This window comes from Mycolicibacterium psychrotolerans (genome assembly GCF_010729305.1).
GTDB classification, from domain to species: Bacteria; Actinomycetota; Actinomycetes; order Mycobacteriales; family Mycobacteriaceae; genus Mycobacterium; species Mycobacterium psychrotolerans.
Window position 1 is genome coordinate 5,557,940 of record NZ_AP022574.1, and the last position, 24,361, is coordinate 5,582,300.

The 24,361-nt window shown below is 67.1% G+C and carries 22 protein-coding genes; 4 read left to right on the top strand and 18 right to left on the bottom strand.

Annotated features, from left to right (window positions below; all coding sequences use genetic code 11):
* Positions 1 to 29: 29 nt before the first annotated feature.
* From G6N45_RS26815 to G6N45_RS26855, 9 genes are all read right to left on the bottom strand, one after another.
* Positions 30 to 860, bottom strand: coding sequence for an SHOCT domain-containing protein (locus tag G6N45_RS26815; RefSeq protein WP_163727142.1), 831 nt, complete (start codon positions 858 to 860; stop codon positions 30 to 32).
* 35 nt (positions 861 to 895) lie between these two features.
* A complete protein-coding gene (locus tag G6N45_RS26820) occupies positions 896 to 1,684 on the bottom strand; it encodes a cutinase family protein (protein WP_163729144.1) in 789 nt (262 codons plus the stop codon).
* A 250-nt stretch (positions 1,685 to 1,934) separates the two neighbouring features.
* Positions 1,935 to 3,125, bottom strand: a complete 1,191-nt coding sequence (gene tuf, locus G6N45_RS26825) for an elongation factor Tu (RefSeq protein WP_057151156.1) — start codon at positions 3,123 to 3,125, stop codon at positions 1,935 to 1,937.
* 128 nt (positions 3,126 to 3,253) lie between these two features.
* Complete coding sequence (gene fusA, locus G6N45_RS26830; RefSeq protein WP_057151157.1) at positions 3,254 to 5,356, bottom strand: elongation factor G; 2,103 nt, start codon at positions 5,354 to 5,356, stop codon at positions 3,254 to 3,256.
* A 109-nt stretch (positions 5,357 to 5,465) separates the two neighbouring features.
* The gene (gene rpsG, locus G6N45_RS26835) at positions 5,466 to 5,936 is read right to left on the bottom strand and encodes a 30S ribosomal protein S7 (RefSeq protein WP_043405699.1); all 471 of its coding nucleotides are present in this window, start codon (positions 5,934 to 5,936) and stop codon (positions 5,466 to 5,468) included.
* Positions 5,936 to 6,310: a 30S ribosomal protein S12 gene (gene rpsL, locus G6N45_RS26840; RefSeq protein ID WP_003929602.1), complete on the bottom strand. Its 375-nt coding sequence runs from the start codon at positions 6,308 to 6,310 to the stop codon at positions 5,936 to 5,938. The genes rpsG and rpsL overlap by 1 nt, the downstream gene beginning before the upstream one ends.
* Before the next feature lie 275 nt (positions 6,311 to 6,585).
* Positions 6,586 to 7,161, bottom strand: coding sequence for a TetR/AcrR family transcriptional regulator (locus tag G6N45_RS26845; protein WP_163727145.1), 576 nt, complete (start codon positions 7,159 to 7,161; stop codon positions 6,586 to 6,588).
* A 57-nt stretch (positions 7,162 to 7,218) separates the two neighbouring features.
* On the bottom strand, positions 7,219 to 7,746 hold the full coding sequence (locus G6N45_RS26850) for a DUF3558 domain-containing protein (protein ID WP_163727149.1): 528 nt from the start codon (positions 7,744 to 7,746) through the stop codon (positions 7,219 to 7,221).
* Between the two features lies 1 nt (position 7,747).
* On the bottom strand, positions 7,748 to 8,284 hold the full coding sequence (locus G6N45_RS26855; RefSeq protein ID WP_163727151.1) for a DUF3558 domain-containing protein: 537 nt from the start codon (positions 8,282 to 8,284) through the stop codon (positions 7,748 to 7,750).
* A gap of 105 nt (positions 8,285 to 8,389) precedes the next feature.
* Here G6N45_RS26855 and G6N45_RS26860 point away from each other — a divergent pair, with 105 nt between their 5' ends.
* The 3 genes from G6N45_RS26860 (at position 8,390) to G6N45_RS26870 (ending at position 10,083) form a co-directional block, all read left to right on the top strand.
* On the top strand, positions 8,390 to 8,716 hold the full coding sequence (locus G6N45_RS26860; protein WP_163729147.1) for a DUF3060 domain-containing protein: 327 nt from the start codon (positions 8,390 to 8,392) through the stop codon (positions 8,714 to 8,716).
* 19 nt (positions 8,717 to 8,735) lie between these two features.
* Positions 8,736 to 9,131 (top strand): DUF3060 domain-containing protein, encoded by a 396-nt coding sequence (locus G6N45_RS26865; protein WP_156395043.1) that lies wholly within the window; start codon positions 8,736 to 8,738, stop codon positions 9,129 to 9,131.
* A 145-nt stretch (positions 9,132 to 9,276) separates the two neighbouring features.
* Positions 9,277 to 10,083, top strand: coding sequence for a DUF3616 domain-containing protein (locus G6N45_RS26870; protein WP_246228807.1), 807 nt, complete (start codon positions 9,277 to 9,279; stop codon positions 10,081 to 10,083).
* Here the strand turns inward: G6N45_RS26870 and G6N45_RS26875 are convergent.
* The 8 genes from G6N45_RS26875 to G6N45_RS26910 all read right to left on the bottom strand — a co-directional run bounded on the left by G6N45_RS26875 (position 10,077) and on the right by G6N45_RS26910 (position 18,881).
* The gene (locus tag G6N45_RS26875; RefSeq protein WP_163727153.1) at positions 10,077 to 11,765 is read right to left on the bottom strand and encodes a CotH kinase family protein; all 1,689 of its coding nucleotides are present in this window, start codon (positions 11,763 to 11,765) and stop codon (positions 10,077 to 10,079) included. The genes G6N45_RS26870 and G6N45_RS26875 overlap by 7 nt on opposite strands.
* A 73-nt stretch (positions 11,766 to 11,838) precedes the next feature.
* A complete protein-coding gene (locus G6N45_RS26880) occupies positions 11,839 to 12,663 on the bottom strand; it encodes a crotonase/enoyl-CoA hydratase family protein (protein ID WP_179965249.1) in 825 nt (274 codons plus the stop codon).
* Positions 12,660 to 13,370: a PaaX family transcriptional regulator C-terminal domain-containing protein gene (locus G6N45_RS26885; protein ID WP_163727156.1), complete on the bottom strand. Its 711-nt coding sequence runs from the start codon at positions 13,368 to 13,370 to the stop codon at positions 12,660 to 12,662. Before G6N45_RS26885 ends, G6N45_RS26880 begins: the two co-directional genes overlap by 4 nt.
* Before the next feature lie 21 nt (positions 13,371 to 13,391).
* Positions 13,392 to 14,330, bottom strand: a complete 939-nt coding sequence (locus G6N45_RS26890; protein ID WP_163727161.1) for a crotonase/enoyl-CoA hydratase family protein — start codon at positions 14,328 to 14,330, stop codon at positions 13,392 to 13,394.
* Positions 14,331 to 14,427: 97 nt separating this feature from the next.
* Entirely contained in the window at positions 14,428 to 16,083 is a 1,656-nt protein-coding gene (locus G6N45_RS26895) for an acyl-CoA dehydrogenase family protein (protein ID WP_163727164.1), read from the bottom strand.
* A gap of 28 nt (positions 16,084 to 16,111) precedes the next feature.
* Positions 16,112 to 17,200, bottom strand: coding sequence for a phosphatase PAP2 family protein (locus G6N45_RS26900; RefSeq protein ID WP_163727167.1), 1,089 nt, complete (start codon positions 17,198 to 17,200; stop codon positions 16,112 to 16,114).
* A gap of 119 nt (positions 17,201 to 17,319) precedes the next feature.
* Entirely contained in the window at positions 17,320 to 18,072 is a 753-nt protein-coding gene (locus G6N45_RS26905; protein ID WP_163727170.1) for a deoxyribonuclease IV, read from the bottom strand.
* A gap of 47 nt (positions 18,073 to 18,119) precedes the next feature.
* A complete protein-coding gene (locus G6N45_RS26910; RefSeq protein WP_163727173.1) occupies positions 18,120 to 18,881 on the bottom strand; it encodes an alpha/beta fold hydrolase in 762 nt (253 codons plus the stop codon).
* Positions 18,882 to 18,928: 47 nt separating this feature from the next.
* Here G6N45_RS26910 and sthA point away from each other — a divergent pair, with 47 nt between their 5' ends.
* Positions 18,929 to 20,344, top strand: a complete 1,416-nt coding sequence (gene sthA, locus G6N45_RS26915; RefSeq protein WP_163727176.1) for a Si-specific NAD(P)(+) transhydrogenase — start codon at positions 18,929 to 18,931, stop codon at positions 20,342 to 20,344.
* A gap of 49 nt (positions 20,345 to 20,393) precedes the next feature.
* Here sthA and G6N45_RS26920 read toward each other — a convergent pair whose 3' ends face one another.
* A complete protein-coding gene (locus tag G6N45_RS26920; protein ID WP_163727179.1) occupies positions 20,394 to 24,347 on the bottom strand; it encodes a DNA-directed RNA polymerase subunit beta' in 3,954 nt (1,317 codons plus the stop codon).
* Positions 24,348 to 24,361 lie beyond the last annotated feature (14 nt).

Below are 24,361 nucleotides of genomic sequence, written 5' to 3' on the forward strand. Positions count from 1 at the left end.
ACAGCAGAACTAGAACGCGTTCTAGATGTCTACAGGTCGGCGATGATCTGCTGGCGTTTGGTGGCGTACTCGGCGTCGGTGATGGAGCCGGTGGCCCGCAGCGTCTCGAGTTCCTGCAGGCGTTGCGCCGTCGTCGGCTCGGGCGACGGCATCGGCATCGGCGAAGCCCCGGCCGGCACCGGGGGTGGCGGCGCGTGCTGCGCACCTGCACGCCGGACGATGGTCTGCACCTGCGCGCGGGCGGCCGGATTGGAACGCAGGTCGATCATGCTGTCCATGCCGATGCCGTTGGCCTTGAGCACCTGCAGGATCTCCATCAGCGGCTCGGTCTGGCCGGTCAGATCGTAGGTGCGGTTGTCTTCGGCGACCGTGAAGGTCGCGGGCATCATGCCGCTCACCAGGGCGCTGCGCTCCCAGTCGATCTGGTAGTCGTTGGTGGCGGGGTCGACGAGGGCGACCAGCTTGCGGCTGGTGATCATCGGCAGCCGGCTCACCGACGCGACCACGGTGTCCTGGGTCGAGAACGGGGTGATGCCGGGGCCCGAGACCTGCAGGTCGATCTTGACCAGCGGCTGGTCGTTGATGCGGGTGTTGGTCTCCTGGATACCGACGACCTGCGCGAGCGCCAGCACGCCGGTGGCCTCCAGGGCCTGGGTCTTGGCGGCCTTCCTAGTCCCGGCGCTGGTGATCGCCAGCGCGATGAGGACGTCGACGGCCGTGATCAGCAGGCCCGTCCAGAACATCCACTTCATCAGCGGACTGGCGCCCGCCGCGAAGTAGATGACCAGGAAGATCGGACCGACGATGCCGCACAGCAGGACGAACAGCTGAACCCGGACATACCGCCAGAAAGTCGACACGGGTCAGATTATGACCCCGTCGCTCGGGATGTCGCTCAGGATCCGGCGGCCACCTGCATCGGATTGGCGTCCGGAATCGCCATGGGCCGGTTCTGCACCAGACGGAACAGCGGCGCCGTCCAGGCGTCCATGGCAGAAGCGTTGCGCGCGTAGCTGGTGTGCACCGCGACGGCGGCCGGGTTCATGTCGTCCTCGGCATCGGGATCGTAGTCGCACACGGCGTCCCCGAGATCGCAGACGCTGATCGTACGGCCGCCCATCGCGGGGGTCAGCAGAGCGGGTGCATGGGCGAGGATCGGCCAGTCCTGGGCGACGCCCTTGCCGCGGCCGGGCACCGCGGTCACCGAGCCGAGGTTCAGCGTCGGGTCCTGCGGCTGGCGGTCGCCGTCGGCGACCAGCAGGGCCGCGGCCAGGTTCGGGCTGGTCTCGAGCGCAGCCAGGTTGCGGTGCACCACCATCGCGCCCTGCGAGTAGCCGGCCAGCACCACCTGGGTGGTCGGGCACTGCGCGACGAACGCCGCGTACTGCGCGGCCAGCGCCGCGGCACCGGTGTCGACGCTGCTCATGAACCCGAGCCAGCCCATCGCGCCGCCGTCGGCGGGCACCGGAACCGCGGGATAGTCGACGGCCTCGGCGGTGATCGTGCGGCCGCTGCCCTGCACCAGCCCGGCGAAGTCACGGTAGGACTTGTTGACCACCCGGCCCATGCCGTCATCGGTGGCGATGTCGGCCGGGGTGCGCTCACCCGATCCGGCGGCACCCATCCAGTGCACATCCGGGCAGGCCGGTTGTGCGGACGCGGTTCCGGCCGACAGGCCGAACATGGCGGCGCCGCCCAGGAGGGCGGCGGCTGCGAAAGTCGAAATACGTGTACTCAACGAATGATCCTCTGGCCCACACCGTGACAAAGTGAAGGCGGCGGACCCCTCGACCGCCGCCGTACAGTACATCGTCGGCCGGGAGATCGGCGTTACACCTGCTCCGGACACAAAAGTGGCGCCCACCCCGGAGGGTGAGCGCCACTTTCGTTGGCGTGAACCTAGATCACTTAGATGATCACGTCGGCGGAGCCGACTACTTGATGATCTTGGTGACGCGGCCGGCGCCGACGGTACGGCCACCCTCGCGGATCGCGAAGCGCAGGCCCTCGTCCATGGCGACGGGCTGGATCAGCTTGACGGAGATGTCGGTGTTGTCACCGGGCATCACCATCTCGGTGCCCTCGGGGAGGGTCACCACGCCGGTCACGTCCGTGGTACGGAAGTAGAACTGCGGACGGTAGTTGTTGAAGAACGGCGTGTGGCGGCCGCCCTCGTCCTTGGACAGGATGTAGACCTGGCCCTCGAACTCGGTGTGCGGAGTGGTGGTGCCCGGCTTGATGACGACCTGGCCGCGCTCCACGTCCTCGCGCTTGATGCCGCGCAGCAGCAGACCGACGTTGTCGCCGGCCTGGCCCTGATCGAGCAGCTTGCGGAACATCTCGACACCGGTGACGGTGGTCTTGGTGGTGGTCGGGCGGATGCCGACGATCTCGACTTCCTCGTTCACGTTGACCACGCCGCGCTCCACACGACCGGTGACCACGGTGCCGCGGCCGGTGATCGTGAAGACGTCCTCAACGGGCATCAGGAACGGCTTGTCGGTCTCGCGCACCGGGTCCGGGATGGACTCGTCGACGGCCTCCATGAGCTCCTCGACGGACTTGACCCACTTCTCGTCGCCCTCGAGCGCCTTGAGCGCCGAGACGCGGACCACGGGGGCGTCCTCGTCGAAGTCCTGGGCGGCCAGCAGCTCGCGGACCTCCATCTCGACGAGCTCGATGAGCTCCTCGTCGTCCACCGCGTCGGCCTTGTTCAGCGCGACCAGGATGTAGGGCACGCCCACCTGGCGGGCCAGCAGCACGTGCTCGCGGGTCTGCGGCATCGGGCCGTCAGTGGCGGCGACCACCAGGATCGCGCCGTCCATCTGGGCGGCACCGGTGATCATGTTCTTGATGTAGTCAGCGTGACCGGGGGCGTCGACGTGTGCGTAGTGACGCTTGTCGGTCTGGTACTCCACGTGGGAGATGTTGATCGTGATACCGCGCTGACGCTCCTCGGGCGCATTGTCGATCTGGTCGAATGCGCGCGACTCGTTCAAATCGGGGAACTTGTCGTGCAGAACCTTGGTGATCGCTGCGGTCAGCGTGGTCTTGCCGTGGTCAACGTGACCGATGGTCCCGATGTTGACGTGCGGCTTCGTCCGCTCGAACTTCGCCTTCGCCACTGTGTTGTCCTCCTGGACTGTGTTGGTGCTTTCTGTAAAGCAGTTTCGATGTGTTCAGTTGTGTGGTCTTACCAGACCCGAAAGAACGCGGGCTTACTGACCGACCCAAATGGGGCCGTTCACTTCGTTCACTGGCCCGTCGCCTTCGCGATGATCTCCTTCGACACGTTCGCTGGAACCTCGGCGTACGAGTCGAACACCATGGAGTAGTTCGCCCGGCCCTGGGTCTTCGACCGGAGGTCGCCGACGTAGCCGAACATCTCCGACAGGGGCACATGCGCCTTGACGACGCGGGCACCGCTGCGCTCCTCCATGGCCTGGATCTGACCACGGCGGGAGTTCAGGTCGCCGATCACTTCACCCATGTAGTCCTCGGGTGTCGTGACCTCGACGGCCATGACCGGTTCCAGGATGACCGGCTGCGCCTGGGCGGCAGCCTTCTTCAGCGCCTGCGAGCCGGCCACCTTGAAGGCCATCTCCGACGAGTCCACCTCGTGGAAGGCGCCGTCGAGCAGCGTGACCTTCACATTGACCAACGGGTATCCGGCCAGCACGCCGTACTGCATGGCGTCCTGGGCTCCGGCGTCGACCGACGGGATGTACTCGCGCGGGATGCGACCGCCGGTGACCTTGTTCTCGAACTCATAGGTGGCGCCGTCTTCACCGACGAAGGGCTCGAGGGCGATGAGCACCTTCGCGAACTGGCCCGAGCCGCCCGTCTGCTTCTTGTGGGTGAACTCGACCTTGTCGACGGCGCGCTTGATGGTCTCCTTGTAGGCCACCTGCGGCTTGCCGACGTTGGCCTCGACCTTGAACTCGCGCTTCATGCGGTCGACGAGGATGTCGAGGTGCAGCTCGCCCATACCGCCGATGACGGTCTGGCCGGTCTCTTGATCCAGGTGCACCTTGAAGGTCGGATCCTCTTCGGCGAGCTTCTGAATCGCGGTACCCAGCTTCTCCTGATCGCTCTTGGTCTTGGGCTCGATCGCCACCTCGATCACGGGATCGGGGAAGGTCATCGACTCCAGCACCACCTGCTGGTTCGGATCGCTCAGCGTGTCACCGGTCGTGGTGTCCTTCAGACCGATCACGGCGTAGATGTGGCCGGCCGCCGCACGCTCGACCGGGTTCTCCTTGTTGGAGTGCATCTGGAACAGCTTGCCCAGCCGCTCCTTCTTGCCCTTGGTCGCGTTGATGACCTGGCTGCCCGACTCGACGGTGCCCGAGTAGACGCGCACGTAGGTCAGCTTGCCGAAGAACGGGTGCGTGGCGACCTTGAATGCCAGCGCCGAGAACGGCTCGTCGGTGGACGGCTTGCGGGTGATCTCCTCGTCCTCCTTGCCGGGCGCATGGCCGACGGCAGGCGGGACGTCCAGCGGCGACGGCAGGTAGTCGATGACCGCGTCCAGCATGGGCTGCACGCCCTTGTTCTTGAACGCCGAGCCGCACAGCACGAGGTAGGCCTGCGAGCTGATCGTCAGCTTGCGCAGCGCGCCCTTGATCTCCTCGATCGTGAGCTCTTCGCCGCCGAAGTACTTCTCCAGCAGGGCCTCGTCGGTCTCGGCGACCGCCTCGAGCAGCTTGGTGCGGTACTCGTCGGCCTTCTCCTGCAGATCGGCGGGGATGTCGACGACGTCGTACTTCTCGCCGAGCTTGGCCTCGGCGCTCCACACCTTGGCCTTCATCTCGACCAGGTCGACGACGCCGGAGAAGTCACCCTCGGAGCCGATCGGCAGCTGGATCGGGATGACGTTGGCGCCGAGGCGCTCCTCCATCGTGCGCACGGAGAAGTAGAAGTCGGCGCCGATCTTGTCCATCTTGTTGACGAAGCAGATGCGCGGGACGTCGTACTTGTCGGCTTGGCGCCAGACCTGCTCGGACTGCGGCTCCACGCCTTCCTTGCCGTCGAAGACGGCCACGGCGCCGTCGAGCACGCGCAGCGAACGCTCCACCTCGACGGTGAAGTCGACGTGGCCGGGGGTGTCGATGATGTTGATCTGGTTGTCGTTCCAGAAGCAGGTGGTGGCAGCCGAGGTGATCGTGATCCCTCGCTCCTGCTCCTGCTCCATCCAGTCCATCGTGGCGGCACCGTCGTGCACCTCACCGATCTTGTAGCTGATACCGGTGTAGTAGAGGATGCGCTCGGTCGTCGTCGTCTTGCCGGCATCGATGTGCGCCATGATGCCGATGTTGCGGACCTTCGTGAGGTCGGTCAGCACGTCCTGTGCCACGGCTAGATTCCCACTCTTTCGCTTGCTTGTCGGGTGTTCCGTTGCGCCCTGCGGTCGTCAGTGACTGGATGTCGCCGCCGGGCGGCTCCGGTGACTGCAGGGTGTGCAATCACCAGCGGTAGTGCGCGAAGGCGCGGTTGGCCTCGGCCATCTTGTGGGTGTCCTCGCGGCGCTTGACCGCGGCACCCAGGCCGTTGCTGGCATCGAGGATCTCGTTGGCCAGACGCTCGACCATGGTCTTCTCGCGGCGTTGCTTGGAGAAGCTGACCAGCCAGCGCAGCGCCAGCGTCACCGAGCGGTCCGGACGAACCTCGACCGGAACCTGGTAGGTGGCGCCACCGACGCGGCGGCTGCGGACCTCGAGCGAGGGCTTGACGTTGTCCATGGCCCGCTTGAGCGTGACCACCGGATCAGTGCCGGTCTTGTCCCGGGCCTGTTCGAGCGCACCATAGACAATGCGCTCGGCCAGTGATTTCTTCCCGTCCAGCAGCACCTTGTTCACCAGCTGGGTGACCAGCTGCGAGCCGTAAACGGGGTCGTTGACCAACGGACGCTTGGGCGCCGGTCCCTTGCGCGGCATCAGCTCTTCTCCTTCTTCGCGCCGTAGCGGCTGCGGGCCTGCTTGCGGTTCTTCACGCCCTGAGTGTCCAGCGAGCCGCGGATGATCTTGTAGCGCACACCGGGAAGGTCCTTCACACGACCACCGCGCACCAGCACCATCGAGTGCTCCTGCAGGTTGTGGCCCTCGCCCGGGATGTAGGCGGTGACCTCGACCGCGCTGGTCAGTCGCACACGCGCGACCTTGCGAAGTGCCGAGTTCGGCTTCTTCGGGGTCGTGGTGTAGACGCGGGTGCACACACCGCGACGCTGCGGGCTGCCCTTAAGCGCCGCGGTCTTCACCTTGGCGATCTTGTCGCGGCGACCCTTACGGACCAGCTGGTTGATGGTTGGCATGTACCGGCTTCCTGTGTTGCTTGCGTCTTCTTCTTTAAGTTTCGTGTCGCGGGCTACCCCGCATCCGGGCGTGTCGCATGCGGCCGCCGCGTGAATCTCGGAGTAATTTCCAAGGCGCCCGCGGCGCGTTGACATGCAAAGTGGCCCGGCGTGCAGGCGTGCTTGTGACTCAGTCAAGCCTCAAGCGCCTTATCTGCCAGGCACGACGATCCACGATACCAGGGCCGCGGACCTCGACAAAACCCGCTGACCTGCGCAACTGCCGCTGTGACCCGTCATCGGTGCCGCATACCGGCGGCGAGCCGCATCACCATGTCGCTGAACACCGCGTCGGCGTCGAGGCCGCTCATCACCCCGGTCATCTCCAGCAGCACGAACCCGTGCATGGCAGACCAGAACTCCAGCGCGGCGTAGAACGCCGACTCCGCGTCCAGGCCGTAGGCCGACAACACCGCGATCACCGGAGCGGCTGCGGCGTGCGTGGCCTCGGTGAACTCCGGGTCGTCGCCGCCGAGCGGCATCCGGGTGAACGCCGAGTACCGGCCCGGGTGGTGGTGCGCGTAGCTGCGGTAGGCGCCGGCCATCACCATCACCGCGTCATCGGGCGTGCGGCCCTGGCCGACGGTGTTGAGCATGTCGATGATGTCGCCGACCACCCGCATCCGCACCGAGCGGCGCAAATCGTCGAGGCTGTGCACGTGGTTGTACAGCGACGGACCCTTGGTGCCGAGTTGATTGGCCAGCGCGTTGATGGTCAGCGCGTCCCAGCCCTCGCGGTCCAGGAACGTCAGCGCGGCGTTGACGATGGCCCCGCGGCTCAGCTTCGCCGTGCGCGGCGGCCGAGTTGCCATCTCGTGGGTCCCCCTTCGCCGCGGCCGACCCGACGCTACGAGGGTCGACGAGAGACTCTAGTTCACCCGCTCCTGGCTGAGCTGCGCGAGTTGGCCGACGATCGTGCACAGATCGGGCAGCGTCTCGGAGTTCATCGTCTGGATCGACCACGTGATGACATCGCCACCCTTGGCCACGTAGATGCTGCACGCCGAGTCGTCGAAGGCCTTGAAACCCTTGTTCCCGTCGATCGAGAGCTCGGTCAGCGTGCGGCCGGCCTGCTGCTCGAGTTCGCGTTCGGTGTCCATGTCGCTGCCGCGGTACCACCACGTCGAGATGCCCATGCCGGCGCCCACGTTGCCGACCATCGTGTTCTCCTGCCAGAAGCACCCGGCATCGCTGACCACGGCGGGGGTGAACAGGTTCGACCCCGCAGCCTTGGCCACGTCGGCGTCGGAAATGCCATTGCAGTCCACGCTGCGGAACCCGCCACCGGCCGAGCCGGAGCCGGCGTCGGCGGACGGCTCGGCCGGGCGCTCCGGGCCGGAACAGCCGGCCAGGGTCAGCGCCAGGCACAACCCGGCGAACATGCGGACGGCCGTCATCTCACATGTCCGAGCGCAGGGTCGCCGTGAGGAGCTTCTGCGCGTCGACGCACGGGTCGCCCGTCTTCTGTCCGCGGTACTGCACCCACCAGCTGAGCACTCCGGTGCCCGCGGCAGCGGTGGCCGAGCACGCGACGCCGGTGACGTCGCGGCGCGCGGAGAACGCCTGATGCCGCTCCACGACGGTGTCCTTGACGACGGCGCCGCGCCGCGCCGCCAGGTCGTGTTCGCGCGCGAGGTTGCCGGTGTCGAACCACGAGAACGTCACGTCGATGGTGCCGGCGCCGGGCCGGGACAGGATGTACTGGCACACCGCACCGCTGTAGGGCCGGACCACCTCGGCCGCGCCGAGCGTCGCCTGCACGGTGCTGTCGTCGAGCAGCCCGCAGCGGTCGTCGACGTAGCCGTAGGTGCGGTCCGGGTCGGGGACGGTCCCGTCCTCCCGCTGCGCCATGCCTTCGACGGTCTGCGCGCAGCCCCCAGCGGTCGCGGCCCCCAGGACAGCAACGATGAGGACTTCGAGGACACGTCGGCGCATCGCAGCTCACGGTACCCAGCACAACTCGCTGTGGCGACTCGTCCGACGTCGTAGGCTGCCGGTGTGACCACAACGGGACGAGTGCTGGCCGCGTGCGTGCTGACGATGTCCGCGGTGCTGGCGGTGAGCCCGTCGGCTCAGGCCAAGAACGGTGACACCCACATCACCGGCCAGGGCGTCTCCCGCACCATCGACTGCAACAACGCGACGCTGATCGTGGTCGGGACCGGCAATCAGATCACCGCGCTCGGAACCTGCTGGGCGGTGACCGTGCAGGGCTCCTCGAACGTCATCGTGGCCGACAACGTCATCAACGACGTCACGGTGTACGGCTACGACCAGACGGTGTTCTACAAGAACGGCGCGCCCATCGTCTGGGACCGCGGCCGTGAACTCGGGATGACAAACCGCATCGATCGGGTACCCGCCTAGCGTGTATCGCCTTCGACTACTGGGCGGTGTCGCTGTCGCGGCGCTGTCAGCAGCTACGTTCGGACTCTCCGCGTGCGGGTCCACCAGTTCCGACACCGACAGGCCGACGGCCACGGCCGGCTCCTCCGGAGCGCAGGTCGAGATCGGCAACACGATCAACTACGGATCGTTCGGCACGACGGCCGACATCGACTGCGCCGACGGCAAATCCCTGAACGTGGGCGGCTCGAACAACACGCTGACCGTGACGGGCACCTGCGCGAACGTCAACATCGGCGGGGCCGACAACAAGATCACCTTCGACCGCGTCGACGCCGAACTGTCGGTGGTGGGGCTGAACAACACCGTCACCTACCGTGACGGCGACCCGAAGGTCAACGACACCGGCAACAACAACACCATCAGCAAGGGGTAGGTCGCTGCCCGACTTCGCGGCGGCGTTTCACGCGATCGCGGGTCGTTTCCGACACAGGAAGATCAAGTCGACGGCCTTCGACGAGAACAACGGACACGCGCCGTTCAACGCCTCCGGTGTGGTACCGGTCGGTCCTGGCCGGTTCGTGTTCATCGACAACAACGACCCGACAGCCGTCTTCGAGTTGGCGCTCGACACCCATGACGAAGAGGCAGAACGGATTTCGCGGCGCCCCCTTGCCGGCATCCCCGAGGGCCAGTTGCGCGATCCCGAAGGGCTGACGCGCATCGACAGCGACGGCGAGATCTTCCTCATCATCACCTCCTCGCTCTGTGTGTCCGAGGCAGGGCACCGAGTCAGTGACGGACTGGTCCGGGTCCGCTACACCCACCACGGTGACCTTCCCGCGGAAGGCATGCACGGATTCCGCGATTGGCTGCTGCGCCTCATGCCTTCGCTGGCCGCGGCAGGCCGGCGCACCCCCGACGACGGCGGGTTGAACATCGAAGGCCTCGCCTGGGATCCGCGCACCCGCACACTGCTGTTCGGCGTGCGGGCACCCAACGCACCCGGAGCCGCCACCGTGATCCGGATTCCCGTCGACCCGGTTCGTGGTCCGTGGACGGTGCCGTCGCTCGGCGCGCCGTCGGCAGTGCAGATCCGTCTCCCCCGGTCCACCGCGGCGCAAGGTATCCGCGACCTGTCCTACGACGAACAGACCGGAGACTTCCTGGTGCTGCTCGGGCGCTCCATCAGCTCGGGCGACGATCCATTTCAGCTCGGCACATGGAGCGGCGCCGGCGATCAGGTCGAACTACTCGACGTCACCTTCCACCGATCGATGAAGCCCGAGGGCGTCGCCGCGTTCTCCCGCGGCGGCGACCGAAAACTCCTGATCGTAGACGACCGAGGCGGCTACGCGGTCTGTGATCTCCCCGCGGGTGGTCAGTAGAAATAGAGGTTGGAACCGGGCAGCTCCTGATGCACCCTGGCCCTGCCGCCCGGAGTGAGGTCGAGCCCGAACTTCGCCATCTCCGTCGTCCGCGCGCTGACCAGATTGAAATAGCCGGTGTAGGCGAACCGGCCCGGCGGATTCGCCGGATCGGTCACCGGCACGGGGACCGGGGCGATCGTGAACTCTTCGGCGTGCTGGCCGTTGCTCGGCGCGCAGGTGTAGAGATACTTGTGCCCCTGCGGGGTGACCTGCGACGCGCTCGCGTGCAGATTCCGGCTGAAAGCCTTGCTGGCCAACGACTTTCCGGTCCCGAGGTCGTCGAGAGCCCATAGGTCGGCCGGATCGTTGTCGTCCTTGAGCGGTTGGTGGTAGACCTCGAGGTTCGCCGGGGTGGGTGCGCCGGGCGGAATCGACTCGGTGTTGCTCGCATGCAGGCACGCACTCGTGTCGTGCTTGAGGATGTAGACGGGATCGGCCGGGCCCGGCAGACCCGTGGCCATGTATCCGGCCGATTCGGCCAGTCGCAGTTGCTGCCGCACCAAGTCGATTTCCGTGACGACGTCGGGGACGCCGAATCCCGTCAGCAGTGCCTGCATCTCGTTGATCAGGGGCCGAAGGACGGTCTGCTGGTTCTCGCGGCTGAAGACTGTGTCGCGGTAGGCCCGGATCTGGTCGAACAACTGCTTCCGGCGTGCGTCGTCATTGCGCACCAGTTGGGCGATCACGCCGTCACGGCCCAACTTGAACGGCATGCCGGGCTGCAGTGTCTGGTCGATCCCCCAGGGGATCATCTTGAACCTGATGTCGCCCACATCCGGTGCCGCGACGGCGGTGACGTCGTTGTAGAGGTAGGTGTTGTTGGTGTTGTCGGCGTAGCCGTCCCAGTGCTTGAGGAAGAACTCCATCGCGAAGATCTTGAGGAACTGACCCATGTCGAACACCTGGTCGACACCCGCGAGGCCGTTCGCCTTGATGTGAGCGCACGCGAATGTGAGATCGGCTTTGTCCTCGAATTTGGACAGCGCCTCCACGCCGATGAAGTCGAGTCTCTCCTCGACGAGATCGTCGTGGTGCTCGAGCTCGTACAGGTTGCCCTTCATGTTGCCGTTGAAGTTGCGCTCGATGTAGCGCTTCATCACCGGCTCGGCGTTGACGTAGACACCCGGGGCGTTGACGCCGCCGGCGCCCTGACCGATCGGCGTTCCGTTGACGAACACGCGGGCGTAGTTGCAGCGTGAATGGGGCAGCCCCGCCATGCCCAGCAATCGGTAGCCGAGCGTTTGTTTGATGTAGGACCTGTCCTGGATGGAGTTGTTGAGTGTGACGTAGCGCGACCCGATCAGGGCCTCGATGCCGGCCACGTTGGCGTCGCCCAGTCTGCCGAAGTCGACATGCAGGCAGGGCTTGTCGCTGTCGATCGAGCCGCAGAACGACTTCTTCTTGACCCCCACGTCGGTGAACGTGGTCGCAGCCGGGAATCTCGTGCCGGATATCTCGACCGAGGCGGCCTTGCGCCAGGTGTACCTGGCGCCGTCGGTGAATTCGAAGTTGCAGCGACCTCCCTTGGGCTCCTCGTTTCGCAACGCATCCCACTCCGCCGCAGCCATCGTGATCTTGATCGTGATCACATTGTCGATCGCGTAGAACGAATCGAGCGCTTGTTGCTGCAGAGCAGTCATGGTCACGTCTCCCGGTGCGTCGCGGCGTTCCCTCAGGGTGCGACGGGGCATTCCGCTGCGCGTGAGTAGGACGCTACTCGCTTTCCGCAGCCATCGGGCCCGGACCGGGCAGGTATGGCGTCGTCGTCGCCGCGCTTGCCCCGTGGCGCCCCGCGCCGCCGGCGAAACGTGCTGCGCCCTCCAGGGATTCGGCAGCCACCCGGGACATGCTGCCAAACTCGACGTCCATGGCGTCGGCTTCCGACATCCCCCACTGGGTCAGCGCCGACATCCGGTCGTTGCGCAGACACAGCTGCGGGAGCCGGGCCAACTCCGCGGCGAGTTCCTGGGCGCGGGCGCGCGCCTCCCCCGTCGGGACGACCCGGTTGGCGAGCCCGATGGCCAACGCCTCCTCGGCGGCGACGGCCCGTCCGGTCAGGATCAGGTCCATCGCCCGGCTGTGTCCGATCAGCCGCGGCAGCCGTACGGTGCCGCCGTCGATCAACGGCACGCCCCACCGCCGGCAGAAGACTCCCATGACGGCGTCCTCCTCGATCACCCGCAGGTCGCACCACAGCGCCAGCTCGAGGCCGCCTGCCACCGCGTAGCCGCTCACCGCGGCGATGACGGGTTTGGACAGCGCCATCCTGCTCGGCCCCATCGGACCCGGACCGCTGCGGTGCACAGCATTCGACTCCGGGGTGCCGAAGGCCTTGAGGTCCGCGCCCGCGCAGAAGGTTCCGTTGTCACCCCACAGCACGGCCACCGACGCGGAGTCGTCCTTGTCGAACGCGTCGAACGCCGCGTACAGCTCGGCGGCGGCCGGGCCGTTGACCGCGTTGCGGGCCTGCGGCCGATCCATGATCACCGTGGTGACCGGACCGTTCTTCTCGACCCGCACTCCTGCGCTTGAAGTCATCGCGCCTCCATCATCTCGTCGTCGCGCCGCGCGGCCAGTTCCGCGGCGAAGTCGTGATATGCCGCGCGCAGCGCGGCGCCCGGCCAGCCCGCCGGCAGCAGCTCCTCCGGGAGTACCGGGTCGGTGCGCAGGTGCCGCACGATGCCCGCGGCGGCGACGAACCGGCCGGGAACATCTGCGGCAGCGGTGATCTCGGCGAGAAGATCGTCACCGGCCGCGCTCCAGCTCGGCAGATCCCACAGCGCACCGGCCAGTCCCGCCGGATCGTCGTCGTGCACCCGCATCACCCGGGTGTGTCCGGCCACCTCGCCGGGCAGTTCGACGTCGAGGTTGGCCGGACGCAGCCACACCCCCTCGCGCAGCTCGCCGAACCTACTGTCCTGCAACGTACTTCGCATTGACGCGCGAGTGCGCGCGTCGTTGCCGACGCTGGTGACCACGACCGCGGTCCACGACCCGTCCCAGTGCCGGGTGCGCGGATCGAGGGCGGCGTCCTGCCTGCGCTGCCGCGCCAGCAGCCGGTCGGAGAGACGGTAGCCGTCGTCGGAGCGGACGAGGTCGCCGGAGCTGACCATCCGGGTCAGCGCCACCCGCACCGTCGGCTCTTTGAGATCGAAATCCGCGGTGAGTCTGAGCAGTTCGCCAGCGGTTGCCCACGCCGGGTGGGCGCCGAGCAGCACGCTCAGCACCACCGAGCGCGCCGTCATCCGCCTCACCGGCTGCGGCACCTACACCCCCGAGGTGGCGCGGCCGTGGTCACCGAACGGCTCGTCGCGGCGGCGCACCGCCTCCCGGAAGCCGTGCTCGCGCGCCTCGGCGACGAACGCGTGCCCCTCGGGCGTGTGCCGTGCCACGCCGTCGAACACCGTGGAGATCATCGCGCTGTTGGCCACCCCCTGGTTGTAGAGCGCGCTGTTCAGGGCGAGCTTGACCATGATCAGTTGGTTCACCGGCACCGCCGCGATCCGCTCCACGAGGCGCTCGGTGCGCTCGTCGAGATCCTCGGGCGCCGGCGCCTCGACCGCCAGCCCCCACTCGGCGGCCTGCGCACCGGTGATGCAGTCACCGGTCAGCAGAAGGCGTTTCGCACGCTGATCGCCGATCCGGTGCGCCCACAGACCCGCCGCAGGCACACCCCACACCCGGGTGGGCGGGTAACCGAACTTCGCATCCGATGCGGCGATGACCTGATCGGCGTGCAGCGCGATGTCGGTGCCACCGGCCACGCAGTACCCGTGGATCTTGACCACCGTCGGCTTGTCGGCGCGCATCAGGCTGGAGAACCCGCGGACGAACCGGCTCATCATCTGGTAGTCGATCATCGGGTCCCACGGCTGATCGGGCAGGTGGTTGATCGCCTGAGTCTTTCCCGACAGCACGGTGTCGCGGTAGGGGCTTCCGCCGCCCGCCGACGACGAGCCCTCGGCATAGGCCGACAGGTCGAAGCCCGCGCAGAATCCGGCGCCGCGGCCCGACACGAGGATCACGTGCACGTTGGGGTCGAGGTCGGCGCGCTCGACGAGCGCCGACAACTCCAGCGGGGTGTCGGCGACGATCGCGTTGCCCTTCTCGGGGCGGTTGAAGGTGATCCGCGCGACCCGGTCCGTGACCTCATAGGTCATCGTCTTCAGATCGTCGAAGTCGACGGGCCTGATCGCGTGCGTCATGCGCTCACCTTTCCTTCCGCGAGCAGACACAAAGTCGCACGCAGTTGCGAGAATTCGTGCGAGTTCGCGTCTGCTCGGCGGGAGAGGTGGGCGCGGGTCATGCCTTGACCATCGCGCGCTCGAGGATCGGCGCGAGATCCAGGCCGGTGGGCAGCGTGCCGAACGCCCCGCCCCACTGGCCACCCATCCGGGTCGCCAGGAACGCCTCGGCGACCGCGGGATGGCCGTGCCTGACCAGCAAGGAACCCTGCAGCGCGAGCGCGATGTCCTCGGCCACCTGGCGGGCACGGTACTGGATCGACTCGAGATCGCCGAGCTGCGGCCGCAGCGCGCCGACGTGCGCGTCGAGCCGCGCGTCATGACCGGTGGTGATGGCGAGCTCATCGAACAGGACGTCGATGCACTCCGGCCGAGTCATCATGGCGCGCAACGCATCCAGCGCGCTGACGTTACCGGAGCCCTCCCAGATGCCCATCAGCGGCGCCTCCCGGTACAGCCTTGGCATGCCCGAGTCCTCCACGTAGCCGTTTCCACCGAGGCACTCCATCGCCTCGGCGGCGTGCGGTGTGGCGCGCTTGCACACCCAGTACTTGGCGGCCGCCAATCCGATTCTGCGCAGCAAGGTTTCGCGCTCGTCTCCGCGCACGGCGTGATCGGTGGCGCCGGCCATCCGCATCGCGAGCATCGTGGCCGCCTCCGCCTCGACCGCCAGATCGGCCAACACGTTGCGCATCAGAGGCTGATCGATCAGGTAGGCGCCGAACGCCTTTCGGTGCTGGGCATGGTGGATGGCGCGCATCAGGCCATTGCGCATGCTGGTCGCACTGCCCAGCGTGCAGTCCAGCCTGGTGAGATTGACCATCTCGATGATGGTGGGCACACCGCGCCCCTCCTCGCCCACCAGCCACGCCGTCGCGCCGTCGTACTCCACCTCGCTCGAGGCGTTGGCGTGGTTGCCCAGCTTGTCCTTGAGCCGCTGCAGGAACATGCGGTTGCGGCTGCCGTCGGGCAGGATGCGCGGCAGCAGGAAGCAGCTCAGGCCTCCCCCTTTCCCGTCGCTTCGCTCGCCCCGGTCCCGCGCCTGCGCGAGCACCAGGAAGATGTCGCACATCGGCGCCGAGGTGAACCACTTGTGACCACGCAGCGAGTAGGTACCGTCGCCGTTCGGGGTGGCCTCGGTGGTGCCGGCGCGGACGTCGGACCCACCCTGCTTCTCGGTCATCGACATGCCCGCGGTGATGCCGGCCTTCGTGGTGGGCACGGCGAGGTGCGGGTCGTAGCTGCGGCTGGTCAGCAGCGGCTCGTAGACCGCGGCCAGCTCGGGGTTGTGCCGCAACGCCGGGACGACGGCGTAGGTCATCGAGATCGGGCAGATGTGCCCGGGCTCCGGCGTCCACACCGAGGTCTTCGCGGCCCGCACGACGTGTGCACCGGGGCGGTCATCCGCCCAGGGCGCGGCGTGCAGGCCGTGGCCGACGGCGACGCTCATCAGCTCGTGGTAGGCGGGGTCGAACTCGATCTCGTCGATCCGGTGCCCGTTCCGGTCGTGGGTGTGCAGCACCGGCCGGTTCCGGTCGGCCAGCTCGCCCCAGCGCTGGGCCCGGGTCGAGCCGCCGAGCGCCCCCAGTTCGTGGACCTCGTCGGCGCCCCACTGACCGCCCTCGCGGATCAGGGCCTCGGCGAGGACTGGCGAGGCCGCCGGGTTGAAGTTCTCCAGTGGAGGGACCTGGTTGGTGACGACATGGGTGTCCATGCCGACCACTGTTACATTTACGCGACGGTCACACAAGATCTGTAACAGAAACCATGTCGGCCGCACGGCGGCGGCGCGCCTCGAACCGCTTCAGGGCGAGGATCACCACTGCGGCGAGCACCCAGCCCAACAGAAGATCGACCACGTAATGCTCGGCGCTGTAGACGAGCGTGAAGGCCATGACCAAGGGATAGGCCACCAGCAGCGGGCGCCACCAGCGCTGGACACGGGTCCAGAGGAAGGCCGCCAGCGCCGCGGACATGCCGGCGTGCAGGGACGGGATGGCCGCCACCAGGTTGACGCTGGCCTGCCCCTGGTCGAGCAGAGCGGTGGCCGAGTGCAGATTCAACTTGCCCCACCCACGCCCGACAATCCGCTCCACCCAGTCGTGCGCGCCATCCTGGGTGGACTGCATGGCGCCGAGCAGACCGCCGTCGGGCACGCCGCGGGCAGAACGGAACATGCAGCCCGGCCCCGACGGGCCGTCGGCGACGTCACCGGGCGTGCACCGGGCGGCGGCCCACGGCGGGGCAGCGGGCAGCAGCGCGTAGATCAACAGCGCCGTGAAATTGAGCCCGACGAACAACCGGACGAAGGCTTTCCATTCCTCGCGGTCCCGCAGCCACAACACACCGGCGATCACGTACGGGAGGATGAAGAACGACATGTAGACACTGCTGATCACCACCTCCCACCAGGGCGGAGACGGCAGTTTGAGGCGTTCCTGCAACCACACGGTCGGCATGGCACCGAAGAAGATCGCGCGATCGGCGTCCGCCTGCCAGTGCCACAGGGTTGGCCGTCCGATCAGCGTGGCCGCTCCCCTGCTCAGGTCGTAGGCGATGAGCACGAGCGCGAACGGCAGCCAGTCGCGGACCACCTGGAACACGCGCCGGCCCTGCCCGATGCTCGCCGCGATCAGCCCGGTGCAGATATAGACCAACAGCAGCTCTCGGTTGAACGCGAAACCGTCGGTGACGGTGCGCCAGACCACCACCGTCGCCCAGACCGCTACCGCGACCCAGCGTGCGATCCGCAACCGGCGCGCCCGCGTCGGCGGCGACGGGACGTCGGTATCGTGCGTCAGCGCAATCGACGACTGGTCAATTGCGGACACATAAGCCTCTCGACGCAGGAAAAGGGGAGGATTCCCGGCGTAAGCCTAATTAACCGTGCGGCCACCCGCCGTTCAACCTCGGTTCGGCTACGAAAGTGTGACCGTCGCGAGTCCCGTCGTCAGCGCAGATGCTCCCGCAGGAACGCGATGTCGTCCTTGCGTCCCTCGTCGGCCGTCTCGCAGATCACCGGGGCGCCGGCCGCCGAGACCACGGCCACCAGCAGCTGCGGATCGATCTGGCCGGTGCCGAAGTTGGCGTGCCGGTCGGCCCCGGACCCTGCCGCGTCTCTGGAGTCGTTGCAGTGCACCAGGTCGATGCGTCCGGTGATCGCCTTGATCCGTTCGACCGCGTCGATCAGCGCCTCGCCCGCCGCCCATGCGTGACAGGTGTCCAGGCAGAACCCGATGCCCTTGTCCCCGATGTGGTCCCACAGCCGTGCGATCGTGTCGAAATGCCGCGCCATCGCGTGGTCACCGCCCGCGGTGTTCTCCAGATACACCGGCACATCGGTCTCCAGGTAGTCCAGCGCCTTGGCCCAGCGCTCGAAGCCTGCCTGCATGTCGTTGTCGTCGGCGTGGCCGCCGTGCACGATCACCGCGGTGGCGCCGACGTCGGCCGCCGCGTCGCACGTGTCCTGCAGGATCTTGCGCGACGGAATGCGGACCCGGTTGTTGGCCGATGCCACGTTGATCAGATACGGCGCGTGCACGTAGATGGGGGTCGACGACGCCTTGAGCGCGTCGGCGTCATCCCGCGGCTTCGGCTTCTTCCAGCTCTGCGGGTTGCCGAGGAAGAACTGGAGAACGTCGGCGCCGTCGGCCTGCGCCGCGGCCAGAGGGTCGTCACCGTGGACATGGGATCCGATCAGCACGCCGCCAGTTTAGGCGCTGCGCCCGACAGCGATCGGAGCGTGGGGTTTTACTCCCGCAGCCGCGCGGTCACGGCCGCGAGCACCGGTTCCGCCGCGTCGAGGAACACCCCGAAATGCGTCTGGTCGACGATCACGTCGAGTGTCGCCCCGTGTGCGCCCAGTGCGGCGACGTCGGCGCGCACGTGCGGCACGATCCACTCCTGGGAGCCGACGTAGTAGGTGGCGCTGCAGGCGATGGACGCCGGGTCGACGTACCTCGTCGGGCACATCGACCCGGTGACCGCCGCCGCCACCGCGCGTGCGTCGTTGCCGTCCTCGAGCATCGTTCGCACCGCGGGATCGGTGATGCCGAACGCCTCCCAGACGCGGGCCCAGTCGCCGTCGCGCAACATCGCGGCGAAGCGGACCAGGATCCGATCCACCTCCTCCTCGTGGGCGTGCATCGCGTACGCGCCGACCACGAGGCGTTCGACCCGCTGCGGGTACCGGGCGGCCAGATTGACCGCCAGCCACCCGCCCCGGGAGTAACCCCACACGGTGGCCCGCCGTACGCCCTCGGCATCGAGCACGGCGACCAGATCCGCCGTGACGCTCGCGGGACGGTAGGCGTCCGGCTCCTGGGGTCGGTCGCTTGCGCCGTGCCCGAGAGGGTCGATGGCGATCACCCGCCAGTCGCGGGCCAGGGTGTCGACGTAACCGAAGTCCTTCCAGTGCCGGGCCGCCAGCAGGGTCCCCGGGACGAGGACGAGCGGCGGGCCGTCGCCGTCGACGGTGTAGTGGATGCGCAAGCCCCGCGACGTCGTCTGCACATCACCGAGTGTGGGGCGCGATACCCCGAAAGGGGTAAGGAACAGTCATGGCGTCGCAGACGGAGTACGACCTGGTGGTCATCGGCTCGGGACCGGGCGGGCAGAAAGCGGCAGTGGCCGCGTCCAAGCTGGGTAAGTCCGTCGCGGTCATCGAACGGGGCTGGATGCTGGGCGGCGTCTGCGTGAACACCGGCACGATCCCGTCGAAGACGCTGCGCGAGGCGGTCATCTACCTGACCGGAATGAACCAGCGCGAGCTGTACGGCACCAGCTACCGGGTCAAGGACAACATCACCACCGAGGACCTGCACATGCGTACCTCGCACGTCATCACCCGGGAGATCGACGTCGTCCGCAGCCAGCTGATACGCAACAAGATCGACCTGTTCACCGGCCACGGCCGCTTCGTCGACCCACACACCGTGGTGGTCGAGAACGAGAACGACAGTGAGCACACCACCGTCAGCGGCGAGCACATCGTGATCGCCACCGGCACCAAACCCGCACGGCCGGACGGCATCGAGTTCGACGACGAGCACGTGCTCGACTCCGACGGAATCCTCGGGTTGAAGAAGGTGCCGACGTCGATGGTCGTCGTCGGAGCGGGCGTCGTCGGGATCGAGTACGCGTCGATCTTCGCCGCGCTCGGCACGAAGGTCACCGTCGTCGAGAAGCGGCCCTCCATGCTCGACTTCGTCGACTCGGAGATCGTCGAGGCGCTGACCTTTCACCTGCGCGATCTGGCGGTCACGTTCCGGTTCGGTGAGGAGGTGACGGGCGTGGAGATCGGCGACGAGTCGACGTTGACGACGCTGGCCTCCGGGAAACAGATCGCCGCCGACACCGTGATGTACTCGGCCGGCCGCCAAGGCCTCACCGACACGTTGGATCTGAAGGCCGCCGGACTCGAGGCCGACAAGAGGGGGCGTTTGGACGTCGGTGACGATTTCCGCACCGCCGTCGAGCACATCTTCGCCGTCGGCGACGTCATCGGATTTCCCGCGCTGGCGGCCACCTCGATGGATCAGGGCCGGCTCGCCGCGTACCACGCGTTCGACGAGCCTGCGAATGACATGACCGCCCTGCAACCGATCGGGATCTACACCATCCCCGAGGTCTCCTACGTCGGCGCCACCGAAGCCGAGCTGACGGAGCAGTCCATCCCGTACGAGTTCGGGGTGGCCCGCTACCGCGAACTCGCCCGCGGTCAGATCGCCGGCGACTCCCACGGCATGCTCAAGCTTCTGGTGTCGACCGAGGACCGCACGCTGCTCGGCGTCCACATCTTCGGCACGAACGCCACCGAGCTCATCCATATCGGGCAGGCGGTGATGGGGTGCGGCGGCACGGTCGACTACCTCGTCGACGCCGTGCTCAACTATCCGACGTTCTCCGAGGCTTACAAGGTGGCGGCGCTGGACGTGACCAACAAGCTGCGCGCGGTCGAAGAGTTCCGGAAATAGAAAGAACCCCCACTCCCGAGACCGGGAGCGGGGGTTCTTCCCTTACGAACTAGCGGTAGTCCGAGTAACCGTAGTCATCCAGCGGCACCGCAGCGCCGGTGGCCTGACCGAAGTCCGGGCTGTAGTACTGATCCTCGTAGGACGGGATCGTGTACGCCGCGGCGCGGGCCTCTTCGGTCGGCTGAACCTGGATGTTGCGGTACCGGTTGATGCCGGTGCCGGCCGGGATCAGCTTGCCGATGATCACGTTCTCCTTCAGACCCTGCAGCTTGTCGCTGCGGCAGTTGATCGCCGCATCGGTCAGCACGCGGGTGGTCTCCTGGAACGACGCCGCCGACAGCCACGAATCCGTGGCCAGCGACGCCTTCGTGATACCCATCAGCACCGGACGACCCGCCGCGGGCTCGTTGCCCTCGGCGACCACCCGACGGTTCTCCGTCTCGAACTCGCCACGCTCGGTCAGCGAGCCGGGCAGGAACTCCGTCGCACCCGAATCGATGATCGTGACGCGACGCAGCATCTGCCGGACGATGACCTCGATGTGCTTGTCGTGGATCGACACACCCTGAGCGCGGTACACCTCCTGGACCTCCTTGACGAGGTGGATCTGCACCTCGCGGGGACCCTGGACGCGCAGCACCTCGTGCGGGTCGGCCGAGCCTTCCATCAGCTGCTGGCCCACCTCGACGTGGTCGCCGTCGGTCAGCAGTCGCTCGGAGCCGTCCTCGTGCTTGAACACCTTCAGGCGCTGACGACGGGAGAGCTTGTCGTACACGACCTCCTCGCCCCCGTCGTCGGGAACGATGGTGATCTTGTAGAACTTGTCGCTCTCCTCCAGGCGGATCCGCCCGCTGACGTCGGCGATCGGGGCGCGGTTGCGGGGCACGCGGGCCTCGAACAGCTCCTGCACGCGGGGCAGACCACCGACGATGTCCTGGCCACCGGTGACACCACCCTGGTGGAAGGTACGCATCGTCAGCTGCGTGCCGGGCTCACCGATCGACTGCGCGGCCACGATGCCGACGGCCTCGCCGATGTCGACCAGCTTGCCGGTCGCCATCGAACGGCCATAGCACATGGCGCACACGCCGGTGCCCGTCGTGCATGTCAGCACCGACCGGACCTTGACCTCGGTGATCCCGGCGGCCAACAGCGCATCGATGGCCGGGTCACCCAGGTCGTGACCACGCTCGACGACGACGTTGCCGTCGGCGTCGACCGCGTCGGTCGCCAGGGTGCGGGCGTAGGCCGAGGTCTCGATGTGCTGATCGCGCACCAAGGTGCCGTCGTCCTGCTTCTCGGCCAGCGTGACGTTGATGCCGCGCTCGGTCTCGCAGTCGTTCTCGCGAACGATGACGTCCTGCGACACGTCCACCAGACGGCGGGTCAGGTAACCCGAGTCGGCGGTACGCAGCGCGGTGTCGGCCAGACCCTTACGGGCGCCGTGGGTGTTGATGAAGTACTCCAGCACCGTCAGGCCCTCGCGGAACGAGGACTTGATCGGACGCGGGATGAACTCACCCTTCGGGTTCGTCACCAGGCCCTTCATGCCGGCCAGGGTGCGGGTCTGGGTGAGGTTGCCCGTCGCGCCGGACTTCACGATCGTGATGATCGGGTTGTCCTCGGGGTAGTACTCCTCCAGCGCCTTACCGACCTCTTCGGTCGCGTCCTGCCAGATCTTGACCAGGGCCTCGTTGCGCTCGTCGTGGTTGAGCGCGCCGCGCTGGTACTTCTTCTCGATCCCGTCGGCTTCCTTCTCGTACCGGTCGAGGATCTCTTGCTTCTGCGGCGGCACCAGCACGTCGGCCATCGAGACCGTCACCCCGGAACGCGTGGCCCAGTGGAAGCCGGCGTCCTTGAGCTTGTCGACGGTCTGCGCGACGACGATCATCGGGTAGCGCTCGGCCAGATCGTTGATGATCCGGGCCTGCACCTTCTTGTGCATCTGCTCGTTGACGAACGGATAGCCCTTCGGCAGCAGCTCGTTGAACAGCACACGGCCCAGCGTGGTGTCGGCGGTCCAGGCGTCGCCCGGGGTCCAGCCGTTCTCGAACAGCTGCGCCTCGAGGTCGACCGGCGGACGCTGCTGCGTCAGCCGCACCCGGATCTTCGCCCGCACCGACAGCGCGCCGCGGTCGAGCGCCATGATGGCCTCGGCCGGCGAGCTGTACACCCCGGACTCCGGCTGATCCTTGGCGGCCGGCGTGTAGTGGCCGGTGTCGCCCTCGATCTCGGTGGTCAGGAAGTACAGGCCGGTCACCATGTCCAGACGCGGCATGGCCAACGGGCGGCCCGACGCCGGAGACAGGATGTTGTTCGACGACAGCATCAGGATGCGCGCCTCGGCCTGCGCCTCCGCGCTCAACGGGAGGTGCACGGCCATCTGGTCACCGTCGAAGTCGGCGTTGAACGCCTCACAGACCAGCGGGTGCAGCTGGATGGCCTTGCCCTCCACCAGCTGCGGCTCGAAGGCCTGGATCCCCAAACGGTGGAGTGTCGGTGCCCTATTGAGCAGCACGGGGTGCTCACCGATGACCTCTTCGAGGACGTCCCACACCTGCGGACGCTGACGCTCCACCATCCGCTTGGCGCTCTTGATGTTCTGCGCGTGGTTCAGGTCGACCAGGCGCTTCATCACGAACGGCTTGAACAGCTCCAAGGCCATCAGCTTCGGCAGACCGCACTGGTGCAGCTTGAGCTGCGGGCCGACCACGATGACCGAACGGCCCGAGTAGTCGACGCGCTTGCCGAGCAGGTTCTGGCGGAAGCGGCCCTGCTTGCCCTTGAGCAGATCGGAAAGCGACTTCAGCGGACGGTTGCCCGGCCCGGTAACGGGCCTGCCCCGACGTCCGTTGTCGAACAGGGCGTCGACCGACTCCTGCAGCATCCGCTTCTCGTTGTTGACGATGATCTCGGGGGCACCGAGGTCGATCAGTCGCTTGAGCCGGTTGTTGCGGTTGATGACGCGGCGGTACAGGTCGTTCAGGTCCGAGGTGGCGAACCGGCCACCGTCGAGCTGCACCATCGGCCGCAGCTCCGGCGGGATCACCGGAACCGCGTCGAGCACCATGCCCATCGGCGAGTTGGCATTGGTCTGGAACGCTGCGACGACCTTGAGTCGCTTGAGCGCGCGCAGCTTCTTCTGCCCCTTGCCGTTCTTGATGGTGTCGCGCAGCGACTCGGCTTCGGCGTCGATGTCGAAGCTCTCGATGAGCTTCTTGATCGACTCCGCGCCCATGGCACCGGTGAAGTACTCGCCGTAGCGGTCCTGCAGCTCGCGGTAGAGCAGCTCGTCGACGATCAGCTGCTTGGGAGCCAGCTTGGTGAACGTCGTCCAGATCTCGTCGAGCCGGTCGAGCTCACGCTGGGTCCGATCGCGCAGCTGACGCATCTCGCGCTCGCCACCGTCGCGCACCTTGCGCTTGACGTCGGACTTGGCGCCCTCGTCCTCGAGCTCCTTCATGTCGGCTTCGAGCTTCTGGGCCCGCGCCTCCAGGTCGGCGTCGCGCTGATCCTCGATCGCCTTGCGCTCGACAGCCATCTCCGCCTCGAGGGTGGAGAGCTCGTTGTGCCGCATCTCGTCGTCGACCGCCGTGATGACGTAGGCCGCGAAGTAGATGATCTTCTCGAGATCCTTCGGCGCCAGGTCGAGCAGGTAGCCCAACCGCGACGGCACACCCTTGAAGTACCAGATGTGCGTGACCGGCGCGGCCAGCTCGATGTGGCCCATCCGCTCACGACGCACTTTGGCGCGGGTCACCTCGACGCCGCAGCGCTCGCAGATGATGCCCTTGAAGCGGACGCGCTTGTACTTACCGCAGTAGCACTCCCAGTCGCGAGTCGGTCCGAAGATCTTCTCGCAGAACAGACCGTCCTTCTCGGGCTTGAGCGTGCGGTAGTTGATGGTCTCCGGCTTCTTGACCTCGCCGTAGGACCAGTTACGGATGTCGTCCGCGGTGGCCAGACCGATGCGGAGTTCATCGAAGAAGTTGACGTCTAACACGTAACTCCCTTTCC